This is a genomic window from Mangrovibacter phragmitis, assembly GCF_040429585.1.
In the GTDB taxonomy this organism is placed as follows: domain Bacteria; phylum Pseudomonadota; class Gammaproteobacteria; order Enterobacterales; family Enterobacteriaceae; genus Mangrovibacter; species Mangrovibacter phragmitis.
On record NZ_CP134782.1, the window covers coordinates 3897514 to 3913690 of the forward strand.

A 16177-nucleotide genomic window follows, 5' to 3' on the forward strand; every position below is an offset into this window, starting at 1 on the left:
ACTTGTCCGGGCCTTTTTATTTCTGACGGCTGGAAAACCAGACTGTAGCAATGAAACGATCTCAAAACTTACGCAGCCTGGCAGCTCAGGCGATAGACCAGGTAATGGAGCAGAAATTGTCACTTAGTGATGTTCTGCCACCACTTCAGGAACGTGTTTCTGACAAAGACAAGTCACTCTTACAAGAACTGTGCTTTGGTACCCTGCGTACACTGCCAGAACTGGAATGGCTGATTAGTCAGTTGATGTCCCGCCCATTGCAAGGCAAGCATAAAGTCATCCATTATCTGATTGCCGTTGGTCTTTACCAATTAATTCACACCCGGATCCCCGCACATGCTGCACTCGCTGAAACTGTTGAAGGTGCAAGCGTGCTTAAGCGACAACAGTTTAAAGGGGTTATCAACGGTGTATTACGGCAATTCCAACGCCAGAGCGACAGCCTTATGGCGGAACTACAACAGCATGAATCCCGTTACTGGCATCCAGAATGGCTGCTTAATCGCCTGCGCCAGGCCTGGCCGCAGCATTGGGAAAGCATTGTTGAAGCAAATAACCACCGTCCACCGATGTGGTTACGTGTAAACCGTCGCTTTCATCAGCGTGATACGTGGCTTAAGCTACTCCAACAAGCAGGAATGAATGGGTTTACTCACCAAGACTACCCTGATGCCATCAGGCTGGAAACGCCAATACCTGTTGCTATGCTGCCCGGCTTCTCTGAAGGTTGGGTTACCGTACAGGATGCATCAGCCCAGGGCTGTGTGGCGTTGCTGAATCCGCAGAATGGCGAGAATATTCTGGATTTATGCGCAGCTCCGGGAGGGAAAACAACTCATATTCTGGAAGCTGCACCTGAGGCTAACGTTCTGGCTGTTGATATTGACAAAAAGCGCCTTAGCCGGGTTTATGAAAACCTGAAACGTCTGGGTATGAAGGCTGAAATCAAATCAGGTGATGGTCGCTACCCCGAGCAGTGGTGTTCTGGCCAACAATTTGACCGCATCTTGCTGGATGCGCCCTGCTCAGCGACGGGAGTAATACGGCGCCACCCCGATATAAAATGGCTGCGACGCAATAATGATATAGAAGAGCTGGCAAAGTTACAGAGCGAAATTCTTAATGCTGTCTGGCCCCTTTTAAAACCCGGTGGCACTTTGTTATATGCAACATGCTCCATCATGCCAGAGGAAAATAGCCAGCAAATTAAACAATTTTTGCACAACTTTGCTGATGCAACAATTGTCGAAACAGGAACATCTGATGAGCCTGGGAAACAAAATTTCCCCGGGCCAGATGAAGGAGATGGATTCTTTTACGCTAAGCTAATCAAAGCGTCATGATGAATCAAGCCTTCCAGGCACAACTTAAGAAACAATACTGATGAAAATTATCATTTTGGGTGCCGGACAGGTTGGGGGCACCCTCGCAGAAAACTTAGTAGGTGAAAATAACGATATCACTGTCGTGGATACCAATGGTGACAGGTTACGTAGTCTGCAAGATAAATTTGACCTGCGCGTTGTGCAGGGGCCGGGTTCACATCCCAGAATTCTGCGAGAAGCAGGTGCTGATGATGCAGATATGCTGGTCGCAGTAACCAGTTCGGATGAAACGAATATGGTTGCCTGCCAGATTGCTTATTCGTTATTTAATACCCCAAACCGTATTGCGCGCATCCGGGCATCAGATTATGTACGCGATGCGCAAAAACTCTTCACGCCAGACGCCGTACCAATTGACCACTTAATCGCGCCAGAACAATTGGTGATTGATAGCATTTATCGTCTGATTGAGTATCCGGGGGCTCTTCAGGTCGTTAACTTTGCCGAGGGCAAGGTTAGCCTTGGGGTCGTCAAAGCCTATTACGGTGGCCCACTCGTAGGTAACGCGCTGTCTACAATGCGTGAACATATGCCGCATATCGACACCCGTGTAGCGGCTATATTCCGCCATGACAGGCCTATTCGCCCTCAGGGTTCCACCATTATCGAAGCCGGTGATGAAGTCTTTTTTATTGCGGCTTCGCAGCACATCCGTGCAGTGATGAGCGAATTACAGCGGCTGGAAAAACCCTATAAACGCATTATGTTGGTGGGTGGTGGTAATATTGGGGCCGGTTTAGCAAAACGTTTAGAGAAAGAATACAGCGTTAAATTGATCGAACGTGATCAGAAACGAGCCGCAGAGTTAGCCGAGAAATTACAAAATACTATTGTATTTTACGGCGATGCATCTGATCAGGAACTGCTGCAAGAAGAACATATTGATCAGGTTGATTTGTTTATTGCTGTCACCAATGATGATGAAGCAAACATCATGTCCGCAATGCTGGCAAAGCGCATGGGTGCCAAAAAAGTAATGGTACTGATCCAGCGCAAAGCCTATGTCGATCTGGTACAGGGGAGCGTGATTGATATTGCCATATCTCCACAGCAGGCAACAATTTCTGCACTACTCAGCCATGTACGCAAAGCTGATATTGTAGGGGTTTCGTCCCTCAGGCGAGGCGTTGCTGAAGCGATTGAGGCTGTCGCACATGGTGATGAAAGTACATCGCGAGTCGTTGGCCGGGTCATTGACGAGATAAAATTACCACCAGGTACCATTATTGGTGCTGTTGTACGCGGTAATGATGTAATGATAGCTAACAATGATCTGCGTATTGAACAAGGGGATCACGTTATTATGTTCCTGACAGATAAAAAGTATGTCAGCGATGTAGAACGTCTCTTCCAGCCCAGTCCATTTTTCCTCTGAATACAGGGCGGTTATCCGCCCCGTTAATTCTTTGTATATAATCTATTTACTTACTGTTATTTGGGTCAATGGGATCTAAAACGCTATTGCCCTATTGGGGTTGTGTTGTTCAAGGAGAATGTATGAGTATATTCAAAGAGTTTCGAGCTTTTGCAATGCGCGGAAATGTCATTGACCTTGCTGTCGGGGTAGTGATCGGCGCTGCTTTCGGGAAAATCGTTTCGTCGCTGGTTGCCGATATCATTATGCCACCACTGGGGCTGCTGATCGGGGGAATTGATTTTAAGCAGTTTGCAGTAACATTGCGCCCTGCTGAAGGGGATATCCCGGCAGTGGTCATGCACTATGGTGTTTTTATTCAGAACATTTTTGACTTTATCATCGTAGCATTTGCCATCTTCATGGTAGTTAAGATGATGAACAAATTGTACCAGAAAAAAGAAGCACCAAAAGCACCTCCAGCTCCCTCTACCGAAGAGGTGTTACTGACTGAAATTCGTGACCTGCTCAAAGCCCAGAATAGTAAAGATGCATAACTGCCGCAGTTAGTACGAAGAAGGCCAGGAGTAAAAAAGCATCTACTTGTTTACTGCTGGCCTCCTGCCCACTGTTTTTCCCATATTTAGTTTTGCGAGAATAGCTACCTTTTCCTTTCTTGTTTCGCTCAACACGCTGGCGAAATAGCGGGTCATGAAGCAATGCCTCCAAAGCATTATCTCGGATGGTCCCTTTTTTATGTTGATAGTTACTCATATTTTCTCCGGTTGGATTTTGGTTGCACCCTGTTCCAGTGCCTCAAGAATTGAACAGTACACGCTACTGTGAGCGGTGCCACAGCAAATGTCATCCAGTCTTTTTAAAGACTGCCTCATCACCTCAAGCTCAGCGATTCTGGATTCTACTTCCGTGAGTCGGTCCTGGACAATCTGCTTTGACTCACGGCAAGTATGATGTTCCGGGTCAATCCGAATAGAGAGTAATTCACGGATTGAATCCAGAGTAAAACCAAGCTGCCTTGCGTAACGAATAAAACGCAGGCGCTGCAAATCATTTTCACTATATAACCGAAAGCCACCTTCTGTGCGCACTTCATGATCCATCATGTTCTGCTTTTCGTAATAGCGGATAGTATCGGGCGTAACATCAGCTAAACGAGCAATTTCACCTATACGATACATAGCTAGCTGTCCTCAGAAAAGCGCTCTCTGACTAACAGGCCGTAGGAACCATGAAGGAAATCAGTACTTAAACCAGCCTGGCGTAATTTAAGTTCCAGCAATGCAACACGCTGGCTTACTTCATGGAATTCAGGGTCAGTCTCTTTAACACCCTGGAGTAACTCATGGAGTTCAAGTGCTTCCCTACGCTGCTCAAGCTCAGGTGGAAGACATCCTGCATTTTTTAAAAGACGATAACCAGTTCGCAAGGATTCAGGTACAAAAGAATCATCATCCAGCACCAAAGGTTGCCCTTCACCAGGAAGGTTGTCCAAATCACCCTTTTGCTGTGCTTCAAGAATGTGCCGTTCAGCCCATTGGTCAATTAACCACATATCAATACCTCGGTGATTAAATGAACAAATAAAATTTGAATTCTAGATCAAGGTCCGAATTTTAGATATAAAAAAACCGGGCAAGCCCGGCTTTTTTACGTTACTGCAAATTACTCTGCAGTAGCTTCTGCTTGAGACTCAGCGCGATCAACCAGCTCGATGTAAGCCATCGGAGCATTATCACCAGCACGGAAGCCACACTTAAGAATACGAGTGTAACCACCTGCACGGCTCGCGAAACGCGGACCAAGTTCATTAAACAGTTTTGCCACGATCTCGTTATCACGAGTACGGGCGAATGCCAGACGACGATTAGCTACGCTGTCGGTCTTGGCAAGAGTAATCAGCGGCTCAACTACGCGACGCAGCTCTTTCGCTTTTGGCAGGGTCGTCTTGATGATTTCATGACGAACCAGTGAACCAGCCATGTTACGGAACATTGCCTGGCGATGGCTGCTGTTGCGGTTCAGTTGACGACCACTCTTACGATGGCGCATGACCTTATCCTTCTCAGTAAAACCTTAACCTGTGATCCGGTTACTCATCAGCAATGCTTGCTGGTGGCCAGTTTTCCAGGCGCATGCCCAGAGACAGACCACGGGAAGCCAGCACGTCTTTAATCTCTGTAAGAGATTTTTTACCAAGGTTCGGCGTTTTCAGCAACTCAACCTCGGTACGTTGTACCAGATCACCGATGTAGTGGATAGCTTCTGCCTTGAGGCAGTTAGCAGAGCGGACAGTCAATTCCAGATCGTCAACAGGGCGCAGCAAGATCGGATCGAATTCTGGCTTCTCTTCTTTAACTTCCGGCTGACGTACGTCACGCAAGTCAACAAAGGCTTCAAGTTGTTCAGCCAGGATGGTAGCCGCACGACGAATCGCCTCTTCAGGATCGATTGTGCCGTTAGTTTCCATTTCGATAACCAGCTTATCCAGGTCGGTACGCTGCTCAACACGAGCTGCTTCAACATTGTAGGCAATACGCTCTACAGGGCTGTAGCAAGCATCGACCAGCAGACGGCCGATTGGGCGCTCATCTTCTTCCGAATGAATTCGGGCAGAGGCCGGCACATAACCACGACCACGTTGAACTTTAATACGCATATTAATAGATGCGTTATCATCGGTCAGGTGGCAAATCACATGCTGCGGCTTGACGATTTCAACATCACCGTCATGGGTGATGTCTGCTGCGATCACAGGGCCAATGCCAGATTTATTCAGGGTAAGAATAACTTCATCTTTGCCCTGAACTTTCACCGCCAGCCCTTTCAGGTTGAGCAGGATTTCCAGGATATCTTCCTGTACGCCTTCTTTGGTGCTGTACTCATGCAGTACACCATCAATCTCAACCTCGGTCACCGCGCAACCCGGCATCGATGAAAGCAGAATACGGCGCAGTGCGTTACCTAGAGTATGGCCAAAGCCACGCTCTAACGGCTCAAGGGTCACCTTGGCGTGCGTCGAACTCATTTGCTCGATATCGACCAGGCGCGGTTTAAGAAACTCTGTCACAGAACCCTGCATTGTGTCCTCTCTTTGGTACTAAGCTTTACTTGGAGTAAAGCTCGACGATCAGGTGTTCGTTAATGTCCGCAGACAGATCAGAACGCTCAGGCTTACGCTTGAACACACCTTCCATCTTGCCAGCATCAACTTCCAGCCAGGTTGGCTTTTCACGCTGCTCAGCCAGCTCCAGAGCGGCTTTCACGCGAGACTGCTTTTTCGCTTTCTCACGAACGCTAACAACATCGTTCGGACTCACCTGATAAGAAGCGATATTAACAACACGACCGTTAACCATGATAGCTTTATGGCTTACCAGCTGGCGTGCTTCCGCACGAGTTGCGCCAAAGCCCATACGGTAGACAACGTTGTCAAGACGACCTTCCAGCAGAGCCAACAGGTTTTCACCGGTGTTGCCTTTCAGACGTGCTGCTTCTTTGTAATAGTTACGGAATTGACGTTCCAGAACACCATAGATACGGCGAACTTTTTGTTTTTCACGCAACTGCACACCATAGTCAGACAGACGCGGTTTACGCGCACCATGCTGACCAGGAGCTTGTTCAATTTTACACTTGGTATCGATCGCGCGAACACCAGACTTAAGGAACAGGTCTGTGCCCTCACGACGGCTCAGCTTGAGCTTAGGACCCAAATATCTTGCCATTTTCTTTCTCCAACATTCCTAAAAACGGTGCGTTATACGCGACGTTTTTTCGGCGGACGACAACCGTTGTGAGGGATCGGAGTCACATCAGTAATATTAGTGATGCGGAAACCAGCGGCGTTCAGAGCACGAATAGTAGATTCGCGACCCGGACCCGGTCCCTTAACCATAACTTCCAGATTCTTAATTCCGTACTCTTTCACTGCATCAGCGCAACGTTCAGCTGCAACCTGAGCGGCGAAAGGAGTGGATTTACGAGAACCACGGAAACCGGAACCACCGGCAGTTGCCCAACCCAGCGCGTTACCCTGACGATCAGTGATAGTAACGATGGTGTTGTTGAAAGAAGCATGGATATGAGCCACGCCATCAGAGACTTGTTTTCTTACACGTTTACGTGCACGAATTGGTGCCTTTGCCATTATTCAATCACCCCGATTATTTCTTGATCGGTTTGCGCGGACCCTTACGGGTACGGGCGTTGGTCTTGGTACGCTGACCGCGAACCGGCAGACCACGACGATGACGCAGACCGCGATAGCAACCAAGGTCCATAAGACGCTTGATGCTCATGCTGATTTCGCGGCGCAGATCACCTTCAACGACAAATTTGGCAACTTCGTCACGCAACGTGTCGATTTGTTCTTCAGACAGCTCACTGATCTTAACATCTTCAGCGATACCCGCCGCAGCACAGATGGCTTTGGAACGAGTCTTGCCGACACCATAAATCGACGTTAATGCGATTACAGCGTGTTTTTGATCAGGAATGTTAATGCCTGCTATACGGGCCACTATGCACTCCTATAATTTCATGTGTACGTACCATACTGAAAAGCCCGTTTTCAGGATACTCAAATGAATACGCACAGACATACAAAAGATTGGCTGGCTAATCTAGCCAGCTCAACCCAACTTTGCAAGAAAAATATGCGAAAATAATCAGCCTTGACGCTGTTTATGTTTCGGCTCGGCACTGCAAATCACACGAATAACGCCTTCGCGCTTAACGATTTTGCAGTTACGGCATAATTTCTTGACGGAAGCACGAACTTTCATTTTTACTCTCCGTAACTTCTCAAGCGACCATTAACGGCCATAACCTTTCAGGTTCGCTTTTTTCAATGCAGACTCATACTGACTGGACATCATCAGAGTTTGCACTTGAGCCATAAAGTCCATGATGACAACAACGACAATTAACAGTGAAGTCCCACCAAAGTAGAACGGCACTTTCATCGCATCACGCATGAACTCCGGGATCAGGCAAATAAAAGTAATATACAACGCACCGACCAAAGTCAGGCGAGTCATTACTTTATCAATATACTTCGCCGTTTGTTCTCCCGGACGAATTCCTGGTACAAATGCACCGGACTTCTTCAGGTTATCTGCTGTTTCACGCGGGTTGAAAACCAACGCAGTATAAAAGAAACAGAAGAAGATGATTGCAGACGCATAGAGTAACACATAAAGCGGTTGCCCAGGCTGCAAGTACAGCGAAATTGTTGTCAGCCAGTTCCAACCAGTACCGCCCCCGAACCATGAAGTAATGGTTGCCGGGAACAGAATAATACTGGAAGCAAAGATAGCCGGGATTACACCAGCCATATTCACTTTCAGCGGTAAATGTGTGCTCTGTGCAGCATAGACACGTCGACCTTGTTGGCGTTTCGCGTAGTTTACCACAATTCTGCGTTGACCACGTTCAACAAACACAACAAAGAAGGTGACAGCAAATACTAATACTGCAACCAACAGCAACAGGAGGAAGTGCAGGTCGCCTTGCCGCGCTTGCTCGATGGTATGTGCAATAGCAGGCGGAAGGCCTGCAACAATACCAGCGAAGATTATGATTGAGATACCGTTACCAATACCTCGCTCAGTAATCTGTTCACCTAACCACATCAGGAACATTGTCCCGGTGACCAGGCTAACAACAGCAGTGAAATAGAATGCAATACCTGGATTAATAACCAGACCAGTCATTCCTGGCATATTCGGTAAACCGGTAGCAATACCGATTGACTGAAATATTGCCAACACCAAAGTACCGATACGGGTGTACTGGCTAATCTTACGACGTCCAGACTCCCCTTCCTTCTTCAATTCAGCCAACGCCGGATGAACGACTGTCAGCAACTGGATAATAATTGAAGCCGAAATATACGGCATAATACCCAGCGCGAAGATGGAAGCTCGGCTCAGAGCACCACCAGAGAACATGTTGAACATTTCAATGATGGTGCCCCGCTGTTGCTCGAGCAATTTGGCAAGAACAGTGGCATCAATACCAGGGATTGGAATAAAAGAGCCAATTCGGAAAACAATCAGCGCACCAATAACAAACAACAGTCTGCGTTTTAGCTCGCCAAGCCCACCTTTAGCACTTTGAAAATCTAATCCCGGTTGTTTTGCCATCTGCTACTTATTCCTCGATTTTACCGCCAGCAGCTTCGATAGCAGCTCGTGCGCCTTTAGTAACACGCAGACCGCGAACAGTTACCGGGCGAGTAACCTCACCAGACAGAATCACTTTCGCGAATTCAATCTGAATACCGATAATGTTTGCTGCTTTCAGCGTGTTCAGGTCAACTACGTCGCCTTCAACATTAGCCAGGTCAGACAGACGGATTTCCGCAGTGACCATTGCTTTGCGAGAGGTGAAACCGAATTTAGGCAGACGACGATACAACGGCATCTGACCACCTTCGAAACCACGACGTACACCACCACCAGAACGAGATTTCTGACCTTTGTGGCCGCGACCACCGGTTTTACCCAGACCAGAGCCGATACCACGACCCAGGCGTTTCGGCGCGTGCTTAGACCCTTCGGCTGGAGACAGAGTATTTAAACGCATCTCTTACTCCTCAACTTTAACCATGAAGGAAATCGCGTTGATCATACCACGGACCGCAGGCGTATCCTCACGCTCAACAGTGTGACCAATACGACGCAGACCCAGGCCAAGCAGCGTTGCCTTGTGTTTCGGCAGACGACCGATTGCACTGCGGGTTTGAGTGATTTTAATAGTCTTTGCCATGGTCAATTACCCCAGAATTTCTTCAACGGATTTACCACGCTTGGCAGCGACCATTTCTGGAGATTTCATATTTTCCAGGCCATCAATGGTAGCACGAACCACGTTAATCGGGTTGGTGGAACCATATGCTTTTGCCAGTACGTTATGAACCCCAGCGACTTCGAGAACAGCACGCATAGCACCACCTGCGATGATACCAGTACCTTCTGAAGCCGGCTGCATGAACACACGAGAACCTGTGTGCACACCTTTAACTGGGTGCTGCAGAGTACCGCTGTTCAGCGCGACGTTAATCATGTTGCGACGGGCTTTTTCCATCGCTTTCTGGATCGCTGCTGGAACTTCACGCGCTTTACCGTAACCAAAACCAACGCGACCATTGCCATCACCCACTACAGTCAGAGCGGTGAAGCTAAAAATACGGCCACCTTTTACAGTTTTAGATACGCGGTTTACCGCGATCAGCTTTTCCTGCAGTTCGCCAGCTTGTTTTTCGATGTGAGCCATCTTACACCTCTACCTTAGAACTGAAGGCCAGCTTCACGGGCAGCATCTGCCAGTGCCTGGACACGACCATGATATTGGAACCCGGAACGGTCAAAGGAAACATCTTTGATTCCTTTTTCCAGAGCGCGTTCTGCAACAGCTTTACCTACTGCAGCGGCGGCATCTTTGTTACCGGTGTACTTCAGTTGCTCAGCAATAGCTTTTTCTACAGTAGAAGCAGCTACCAGAACTTCAGAACCGTTCGGCGCGATTACCTGTGCGTAAATATGACGCGGGGTACGATGTACCACCAGGCGGGTCGCACCAAGCTCTTTGAGCTTGCGACGTGCGCGGGTCGCACGACGGATACGAGCAGATTTCTTATCCATAGTGTTACCTTACTTCTTCTTAGCCTCTTTGGTACGCACGACTTCGTCGGCGTAACGGACACCCTTGCCTTTATAAGGCTCAGGACGACGGTAGGCGCGCACATCAGCAGCGACCTGGCCAATCACTTGTTTATCAGCGCCTTTCAGCACGATTTCAGTTTGTGACGGACATTCTGCAATGACGCCAGCCGGCAGTTCATGGTCTACAGGGTGAGAAAAGCCTAAAGACAGGCTCAGAACATTCCCTTTAACCGCTGCACGGTAACCTACACCAACCAGCTGAAGCTTCTTAGTGAAGCCTTCGGTAACACCGATAACCATGGAGTTCAGCAGCGCACGAGCTGTACCCGACTGGGCCCAGCCATCTGCAAAACCTTCGCGAGGAGCGAAAGTCAGTGCATTGTCCGCATGTTTAACTTCAACAGCATCGTTGATAGAACGAGTCAGCTCGCCGTTTTTACCTTTGATCGTAATAACCTGACCGTTGATTTTTACATCAACGCCGGCAGGAATAACGACCGGTGCTTTAGCAACACGAGACATTTTTTCCTCCGATTAGGCTACGTAGCAGATAATTTCGCCACCAAGACCAGCCTGGCGCGCTGCACGATCAGTCATAACACCTTTAGAGGTAGAAACGACAGCAATACCCAGCCCAGCCATAACTTTCGGCAGCTCATCTTTTTTCTTATAGATGCGCAGACCTGGACGGCTGACTCGCTGAATGCTCTCTACCACAGCCTTGCCCTGGAAATATTTCAGAGAAACTTCCAGTTCAGGCTTGATGTCGCCTTCAATTTTATAATCTTCGATATAACCTTCTTCCTTAAGCACATGGGCAATTGCCACTTTCAGCTTGGAGGAAGGCATGGTGACCGCAACTTTGTTCGCGGCCTGACCGTTACGGATACGGGTCAGCATATCCGCGATCGGATCTTGCATGCTCATCTGTCTCTACTCCCGTGATTCAAATTGGTGACAATTACCAGCTAGCCTTTTTCAGACCCGGGATTTCACCGCGCATGGCGGCTTCACGGACCTTAATACGGCTCAACCCGAATTTCCGCAGGAAACCATGCGGACGACCAGTTTGACGGCAGCGGTTACGCTGACGAGACGGGCTGGAATCACGCGGCAGACTCTGCAGCTTGAGAACAGCATCCCAACGATCTTCGTCAGAAGCGTTCACATCAGAAATGATCGCTTTCAGTTCAGCGCGTTTAGCGAAGAATTTTTCAGCCAAAGCTACGCGTTTTACTTCGCGTGCTTTCATTGATTGCTTAGCCATGAAGTAACCCTACCTTACTTGCGGAACGGGAAGTCAAAGGCAGCCAGCAGAGCACGGCCTTCATCATCGGTTTTCGCAGTAGTGGTAATGGTAATATCCAAACCACGAACGCGATCGACTTTGTCATAGTCGATTTCCGGGAAGATGATCTGCTCACGGACACCCATGCTGTAGTTGCCACGACCATCGAAAGACTTAGCGGAAAGACCGCGGAAGTCACGAATACGTGGTACAGCAATAGTGATCAGGCGCTCAAAGAACTCCCACATGCGTTCGCCACGCAGAGTTACTTTACAGCCGATCGGATAGCCCTGACGGATTTTGAAGCCTGCAACTGATTTGCGTGCTTTGGTGATCAACGGTTTTTGACCGGAGATTGCTGCCAGGTCAGCTGCTGCATTATCCAGCAGTTTCTTGTCAGCGATTGCTTCACCAACACCCATGTTCAGGGTGATCTTCTCGACCCGAGGGACTTGCATGACAGAATTGTAGTTAAACTGAGTCATCAGTTTAGTAACTACTTCGTCTTTGTAGTAATCATGCAGTTTCGCCATCGTACTACTCCAAATTACTTGATAGTTTCGCCATTAGATTTAAAGAAACGGACTTTTTTGCCCTCTTCAAATCTAAAGCCTACACGGTCAGCCTTACCGGTTGCCGTATTGAAGATTGCAACGTTAGAAACCTGAATTGCAGCTTCTTTTTCAACGATGCCACCCGCCTGGTTCAGAGCCGGAACCGGCTTCTGATGTTTTTTCACCAGGTTGATACCTTCAACAATGACCTTACCAGAAGACAGGACACTCTTAACTTTACCACGCTTGCCTTTATCTTTGCCGGCCAGCACGATAACTTCGTCATCACGACGGATTTTCGCTGCCATGTTTGCTCCTTAGAGTACTTCTGGTGCCAGAGAGATGATTTTCATAAACTTCTCAGAACGAAGTTCACGAGTAACCGGCCCAAAAATACGCGTACCGATTGGCTGTTCGCTGTTGTTGTTCAGAAGAACACAAGCATTGCCATCGAAGCGAACGACAGAACCGTCAGGGCGACGAACACCCTTCCTGGTGCGCACCACTACCGCCTTCAGCACATCACCTTTTTTGACCTTACCACGCGGAATTGCTTCTTTGATGGTAATTTTGATGATGTCGCCTACGCCTGCGTAGCGACGGTGCGAGCCACCCAGAACCTTGATACACATTACGCGACGTGCGCCAGAGTTGTCGGCGACGTTCAGCATAGTCTGTTCTTGGATCATTTCAGTGCTCCGCTAATGTCAACTACTGAGACCTGATATCAGGTCGTTCATAAACGCCCCATAAACGAGGGCGCGGCATTATAACACCGCTTATCGGATATGGGTAGAAAAAATAAACGGCCCATTTCTGAGCCGTTTATCGATTTGAGAATGCGTACTCTATTACAGAACCGCTTTCTCTACAACGCGAACCAGAGTCCAGGATTTAGTCTTGGACAGCGGACGGCATTCGCGGATTTCAACCACGTCACCAATTCCACATTCGTTGTTCTCGTCATGTACGTGCAATTTAGTCGTACGCTTGATGAATTTACCGTAGATCGGGTGTTTCACAAAACGCTCGATAGCAACAACAATGGATTTTTCCATTTTATCGCTAACAACACGACCTTGCAGAGTACGGATTTTATCGGTCATTACGCACCCGCCTTCTCAGTCAGTAAAGTCTTAACGCGTGCGACATTTTGACGCACTTGCTTCAACAGGTGAGTCTGTTGCAGCTGGCCACTTGCAGCCTGCATACGCAGGTTAAACTGCTCACGCAGCAGGTTAAGCAGCTCGGTGTTCAGCTCTTCAACACTCTTTTCACGCAGCTCTTTTGCTTTCATTACATCACCGTCTTAGTTACAAAGGTGGTTTTGATCGGCAGTTTCGCTGCTGCCAGGCTGAATGCTTCACGGGCCAGCTCTTCCGGAACACCGTCCATTTCATACAGGACTTTACCCGGCTGGATCAAGGCAACCCAATACTCCACGTTACCTTTACCTTTACCCATACGAACTTCCAGCGGCTTCTCGGTGATCGGTTTGTCCGGGAATACACGGATCCAGATCTTACCCTGACGCTTAACTGCACGGGTCATTGCACGACGTGCTGCTTCTATCTGACGTGCAGTCAGACGACCACGGCCAACAGCTTTCAGACCGTAAGTGCCGAAGCTCACATCCGTACCTGCAGCCAGACCACGGTTACGGCCTTTGTGCACTTTACGGAATTTTGTACGCTTTGGTTGTAACATCAGCGACGCTCCTTATTTACGGCCTTTACGCTGCTGCTTTTTAGGTTGAGCAGCCGGTTTTTCCGGTTGTTCAACAGCAGCCATACCACCCAGGATCTCACCTTTGAAGATCCACACTTTCACGCCAATAACACCATAAGTGGTGTGCGCTTCAGAGGTGTTGTAGTCAATGTCAGCACGCAGAGTGTGCAGCGGTACACGACCTTCACGATACCATTCGGTACGTGCGATCTCAGCGCCACCCAGACGGCCACTAACTTCAACTTTGATACCTTTAGCGCCCAGACGCATTGCGTTCTGTACAGCACGCTTCATAGCACGACGGAACATAACACGACGTTCCAGCTGAGAAGTGATGCTGTCAGCAACCAGTTTTGCGTCCAGTTCAGGCTTACGAACTTCTGCGATATTGATCTGAGCAGGAACGCCAGCAATGTCTGCTACGGCCTTGCGCAGTTTCTCAACGTCTTCACCTTTTTTACCGATAACGATACCCGGGCGAGCAGTGTGAATGGTTACACGAATGCTTTTAGCCGGACGTTCGATAACGATACGAGATACAGACGCCTTAGCCAGTTCTTTAGTCAGGAACTGACGTACTTTAAAGTCGCTGTCCAGGTTGTCAGCGAATTCTTTGGTGTTCGCGAACCAGGTAGAGTTCCATGGTTTGACAATACCCAGGCGAATACCATTAGGATGTACTTTCTGACCCATTGCTAGTCTCCAGAGTCTCAGCGATCGGACACAACCACAGTAATGTGGCTGGTGCGCTTCAGGATGCGATCTGCACGACCTTTTGCACGCGGCATAATGCGCTTCATGCTCGGGCCTTCATCTACGAAAATTTTCGTAACTTTCAGATCGTCAATATCAGCGCCATCGTTGTGTTCAGCGTTAGCAATGGCAGATTCCAGAACTTTCTTGACCAGTACAGCCGCTTTCTTATTGGTGTAGGTCAGAATATCCAGAGCCTGCGACACTTTCTTACCGCGAATCAGGTCAGCAACAAGGCGAACCTTCTGAGCAGAAGAACGAGCATGGCGATGTTTAGCGATAGTTTCCATCTCTTCCTCCTACCTTATTTCTTCTTCGCTTTTTTATCAGCAGCATGGCCGCGATAAGTACGAGTCGGTGCGAATTCACCCAGTTTGTGACCAACCATTTCGTCGGAAACAAAAACTGGAACGTGCTGACGACCATTATGGACAGCGATGGTCAAACCGATCATGTTTGGAAAGATCGTTGAACGACGGGACCAAGTGCGCAGGGGCTTCTTGTCACCGCTTTCCACCGCTTTCTCTACCTTCTTCAGCAAGTGCAGGTCAATAAAAGGACCTTTCTTGAGAGAACGTGGCATGGCTTATCCTCTAAAATTATTTGCTACGGCGACGTACGATGAATTTATCAGTACGCTTGTTGCTGCGGGTCTTTTTACCTTTGGTTTGAATGCCCCACGGGGAAACCGGGTGCTTACCAAAGTTACGACCTTCACCACCACCATGTGGGTGATCTACCGGGTTCATCGCGGTACCGCGAACGGTAGGACGAACACCACGCCAGCGAGCAGCACCAGCTTTACCCAGAACGCGCAGCATATGCTCAGCATTGCCAACTTCGCCCAGAGTAGCGCGGCACTCTGCTTCCACTTTACGCATTTCACCAGAACGCAGACGCAGGGTGACATAAGCACCATCACGAGCAACGATCTGAACGTAAGTACCAGCAGAACGAGCCAGCTGACCGCCTTTACCAGGTTTCATTTCTACGTTATGAACGGTAGAACCAACCGGAATATTGCGCATCGGCAGGGTGTTACCCGCTTTGATTGCAGCATCAACGCCAGATTGAATCTGGTCGCCAGCTTTCAGGCCTTTAGGGGCCAGGATGTAACGGCGTTCGCCATCTTTGTACAGAACCAGCGCGATATTCGCAGAACGGTTCGGATCGTACTCAAGACGTTCAACAACTGCCGGAATACCGTCTTTGTTGCGTTTGAAGTCAACAATACGATAAGCCTGCTTATGACCACCACCAATGTGACGCGTAGTGATGCGGCCATTGTTGTTACGGCCACCGGATTTGCTGTTTTTTTCCAGCAACGGAGCAAAAGGTTTGCCCTTGTGCAACTCTGGGTTAACCACTTTAACTACGTGGCGACGACCCGGAGATGTCGGTTTACACTTAACAATTGCCATTGTTCT

At 48.6% G+C, this 16177-nt stretch carries 30 protein-coding genes; 3 read left to right on the forward strand and 27 right to left on the reverse strand.

The features are described 5' to 3' along the window. Nucleotides 1–50 precede the first annotated feature (50 nt). From rsmB to mscL, 3 genes are all read left to right on the forward strand, one after another. Nucleotides 51–1343: a 16S rRNA (cytosine(967)-C(5))-methyltransferase RsmB gene (gene rsmB / locus MPHASIOC01_RS18915; RefSeq protein WP_353613073.1), complete on the forward strand. Its 1293-nt coding sequence runs from the start codon at nucleotides 51–53 to the stop codon at nucleotides 1341–1343. Nucleotides 1344–1383: 40 nt separating this feature from the next. Then, a complete protein-coding gene (gene trkA / locus MPHASIOC01_RS18920; RefSeq protein WP_064597181.1) occupies nucleotides 1384–2760 on the forward strand; it encodes a Trk system potassium transporter TrkA in 1377 nt (458 codons plus the stop codon). Nucleotides 2761–2882: 122 nt separating this feature from the next. Continuing rightward, nucleotides 2883–3296: a large-conductance mechanosensitive channel protein MscL gene (mscL, locus tag MPHASIOC01_RS18925; protein ID WP_036112755.1), complete on the forward strand. Its 414-nt coding sequence runs from the start codon at nucleotides 2883–2885 to the stop codon at nucleotides 3294–3296. Here mscL and MPHASIOC01_RS18930 read toward each other — a convergent pair. The 27 genes from MPHASIOC01_RS18930 to rplB form a co-directional block, all read right to left on the reverse strand. Beyond that, nucleotides 3268–3513 carry an alternative ribosome-rescue factor A gene (locus MPHASIOC01_RS18930; protein ID WP_064597179.1) on the reverse strand — a complete coding sequence of 82 codons (246 nt, stop codon included), beginning with the start codon at nucleotides 3511–3513 and terminating at the stop codon, nucleotides 3268–3270. The two genes, mscL and MPHASIOC01_RS18930, sit on opposite strands and share 29 nt — an antisense overlap. Then, nucleotides 3510–3938 carry a Zn(2+)-responsive transcriptional regulator gene (gene zntR / locus MPHASIOC01_RS18935; protein WP_064597177.1) on the reverse strand — a complete coding sequence of 143 codons (429 nt, stop codon included), beginning with the start codon at nucleotides 3936–3938 and terminating at the stop codon, nucleotides 3510–3512. The genes MPHASIOC01_RS18930 and zntR overlap by 4 nt, the downstream gene beginning before the upstream one ends. A gap of 2 nt (nucleotides 3939–3940) precedes the next feature. Then, a complete protein-coding gene (locus MPHASIOC01_RS18940) occupies nucleotides 3941–4312 on the reverse strand; it encodes a DUF1992 domain-containing protein (RefSeq protein ID WP_353613074.1) in 372 nt (123 codons plus the stop codon). Between the two features lie 110 nt (nucleotides 4313–4422). Continuing rightward, complete coding sequence (gene rplQ / locus MPHASIOC01_RS18945; protein WP_064597173.1) at nucleotides 4423–4809, reverse strand: 50S ribosomal protein L17; 387 nt, start codon at nucleotides 4807–4809, stop codon at nucleotides 4423–4425. A 40-nt stretch (nucleotides 4810–4849) separates the two neighbouring features. Next, a complete protein-coding gene (locus tag MPHASIOC01_RS18950; RefSeq protein WP_036112784.1) occupies nucleotides 4850–5839 on the reverse strand; it encodes a DNA-directed RNA polymerase subunit alpha in 990 nt (329 codons plus the stop codon). A gap of 25 nt (nucleotides 5840–5864) precedes the next feature. Then, nucleotides 5865–6485 (reverse strand): 30S ribosomal protein S4, encoded by a 621-nt coding sequence (gene rpsD, locus MPHASIOC01_RS18955; RefSeq protein ID WP_036112787.1) that lies wholly within the window; start codon nucleotides 6483–6485, stop codon nucleotides 5865–5867. Between the two features lie 32 nt (nucleotides 6486–6517). Beyond that, a complete protein-coding gene (gene rpsK / locus MPHASIOC01_RS18960; protein WP_001029684.1) occupies nucleotides 6518–6907 on the reverse strand; it encodes a 30S ribosomal protein S11 in 390 nt (129 codons plus the stop codon). A gap of 16 nt (nucleotides 6908–6923) precedes the next feature. Continuing rightward, entirely contained in the window at nucleotides 6924–7280 is a 357-nt protein-coding gene (rpsM, locus tag MPHASIOC01_RS18965; protein WP_036112799.1) for a 30S ribosomal protein S13, read from the reverse strand. A gap of 147 nt (nucleotides 7281–7427) precedes the next feature. After that, nucleotides 7428–7544 carry a 50S ribosomal protein L36 gene (gene rpmJ / locus MPHASIOC01_RS18970; protein ID WP_015960705.1) on the reverse strand — a complete coding sequence of 39 codons (117 nt, stop codon included), beginning with the start codon at nucleotides 7542–7544 and terminating at the stop codon, nucleotides 7428–7430. A 30-nt stretch (nucleotides 7545–7574) separates the two neighbouring features. Continuing rightward, nucleotides 7575–8906, reverse strand: coding sequence for a preprotein translocase subunit SecY (gene secY / locus MPHASIOC01_RS18975; protein WP_064597171.1), 1332 nt, complete (start codon nucleotides 8904–8906; stop codon nucleotides 7575–7577). 7 nt (nucleotides 8907–8913) lie between these two features. Continuing rightward, the gene (rplO, locus tag MPHASIOC01_RS18980) at nucleotides 8914–9348 is read right to left on the reverse strand and encodes a 50S ribosomal protein L15 (RefSeq protein WP_064597169.1); all 435 of its coding nucleotides are present in this window, start codon (nucleotides 9346–9348) and stop codon (nucleotides 8914–8916) included. A gap of 3 nt (nucleotides 9349–9351) precedes the next feature. Next, nucleotides 9352–9531, reverse strand: coding sequence for a 50S ribosomal protein L30 (gene rpmD / locus MPHASIOC01_RS18985; RefSeq protein ID WP_036112814.1), 180 nt, complete (start codon nucleotides 9529–9531; stop codon nucleotides 9352–9354). 6 nt (nucleotides 9532–9537) lie between these two features. Next, on the reverse strand, nucleotides 9538–10038 hold the full coding sequence (gene rpsE, locus MPHASIOC01_RS18990; RefSeq protein ID WP_017374144.1) for a 30S ribosomal protein S5: 501 nt from the start codon (nucleotides 10036–10038) through the stop codon (nucleotides 9538–9540). A 14-nt stretch (nucleotides 10039–10052) separates the two neighbouring features. Next, nucleotides 10053–10406 carry a 50S ribosomal protein L18 gene (rplR, locus tag MPHASIOC01_RS18995; RefSeq protein ID WP_000358956.1) on the reverse strand — a complete coding sequence of 118 codons (354 nt, stop codon included), beginning with the start codon at nucleotides 10404–10406 and terminating at the stop codon, nucleotides 10053–10055. Between the two features lie 9 nt (nucleotides 10407–10415). Next, nucleotides 10416–10949, reverse strand: a complete 534-nt coding sequence (gene rplF / locus MPHASIOC01_RS19000) for a 50S ribosomal protein L6 (protein ID WP_036112828.1) — start codon at nucleotides 10947–10949, stop codon at nucleotides 10416–10418. 12 nt (nucleotides 10950–10961) lie between these two features. Continuing rightward, complete coding sequence (gene rpsH, locus MPHASIOC01_RS19005) at nucleotides 10962–11354, reverse strand: 30S ribosomal protein S8 (protein WP_036112832.1); 393 nt, start codon at nucleotides 11352–11354, stop codon at nucleotides 10962–10964. A 34-nt stretch (nucleotides 11355–11388) separates the two neighbouring features. Further along, a complete protein-coding gene (gene rpsN / locus MPHASIOC01_RS19010; protein WP_036112836.1) occupies nucleotides 11389–11694 on the reverse strand; it encodes a 30S ribosomal protein S14 in 306 nt (101 codons plus the stop codon). Nucleotides 11695–11708: 14 nt separating this feature from the next. Continuing rightward, a complete protein-coding gene (rplE, locus tag MPHASIOC01_RS19015) occupies nucleotides 11709–12248 on the reverse strand; it encodes a 50S ribosomal protein L5 (RefSeq protein ID WP_036112840.1) in 540 nt (179 codons plus the stop codon). A 14-nt stretch (nucleotides 12249–12262) separates the two neighbouring features. Further along, entirely contained in the window at nucleotides 12263–12577 is a 315-nt protein-coding gene (gene rplX / locus MPHASIOC01_RS19020; protein WP_036112842.1) for a 50S ribosomal protein L24, read from the reverse strand. Between the two features lie 9 nt (nucleotides 12578–12586). Next, complete coding sequence (rplN, locus tag MPHASIOC01_RS19025; RefSeq protein WP_035344535.1) at nucleotides 12587–12958, reverse strand: 50S ribosomal protein L14; 372 nt, start codon at nucleotides 12956–12958, stop codon at nucleotides 12587–12589. A 162-nt stretch (nucleotides 12959–13120) separates the two neighbouring features. Continuing rightward, nucleotides 13121–13375: a 30S ribosomal protein S17 gene (gene rpsQ / locus MPHASIOC01_RS19030; RefSeq protein WP_000130100.1), complete on the reverse strand. Its 255-nt coding sequence runs from the start codon at nucleotides 13373–13375 to the stop codon at nucleotides 13121–13123. Then, nucleotides 13375–13566, reverse strand: a complete 192-nt coding sequence (gene rpmC, locus MPHASIOC01_RS19035) for a 50S ribosomal protein L29 (RefSeq protein ID WP_064597167.1) — start codon at nucleotides 13564–13566, stop codon at nucleotides 13375–13377. The genes rpsQ and rpmC overlap by 1 nt, the downstream gene beginning before the upstream one ends. Beyond that, complete coding sequence (rplP, locus tag MPHASIOC01_RS19040; protein ID WP_036112855.1) at nucleotides 13566–13976, reverse strand: 50S ribosomal protein L16; 411 nt, start codon at nucleotides 13974–13976, stop codon at nucleotides 13566–13568. The genes rpmC and rplP overlap by 1 nt, the downstream gene beginning before the upstream one ends. 12 nt (nucleotides 13977–13988) lie before the next feature. Next, a complete protein-coding gene (rpsC, locus tag MPHASIOC01_RS19045; RefSeq protein WP_036112857.1) occupies nucleotides 13989–14690 on the reverse strand; it encodes a 30S ribosomal protein S3 in 702 nt (233 codons plus the stop codon). Nucleotides 14691–14707: 17 nt separating this feature from the next. Further along, the gene (gene rplV / locus MPHASIOC01_RS19050) at nucleotides 14708–15040 is read right to left on the reverse strand and encodes a 50S ribosomal protein L22 (RefSeq protein WP_000447529.1); all 333 of its coding nucleotides are present in this window, start codon (nucleotides 15038–15040) and stop codon (nucleotides 14708–14710) included. 14 nt (nucleotides 15041–15054) lie between these two features. Next, the gene (gene rpsS / locus MPHASIOC01_RS19055; protein WP_001138115.1) at nucleotides 15055–15333 is read right to left on the reverse strand and encodes a 30S ribosomal protein S19; all 279 of its coding nucleotides are present in this window, start codon (nucleotides 15331–15333) and stop codon (nucleotides 15055–15057) included. 16 nt (nucleotides 15334–15349) lie between these two features. Next, nucleotides 15350–16171, reverse strand: coding sequence for a 50S ribosomal protein L2 (gene rplB, locus MPHASIOC01_RS19060; RefSeq protein WP_036112870.1), 822 nt, complete (start codon nucleotides 16169–16171; stop codon nucleotides 15350–15352). Nucleotides 16172–16177: the final 6 nt, after the last annotated feature.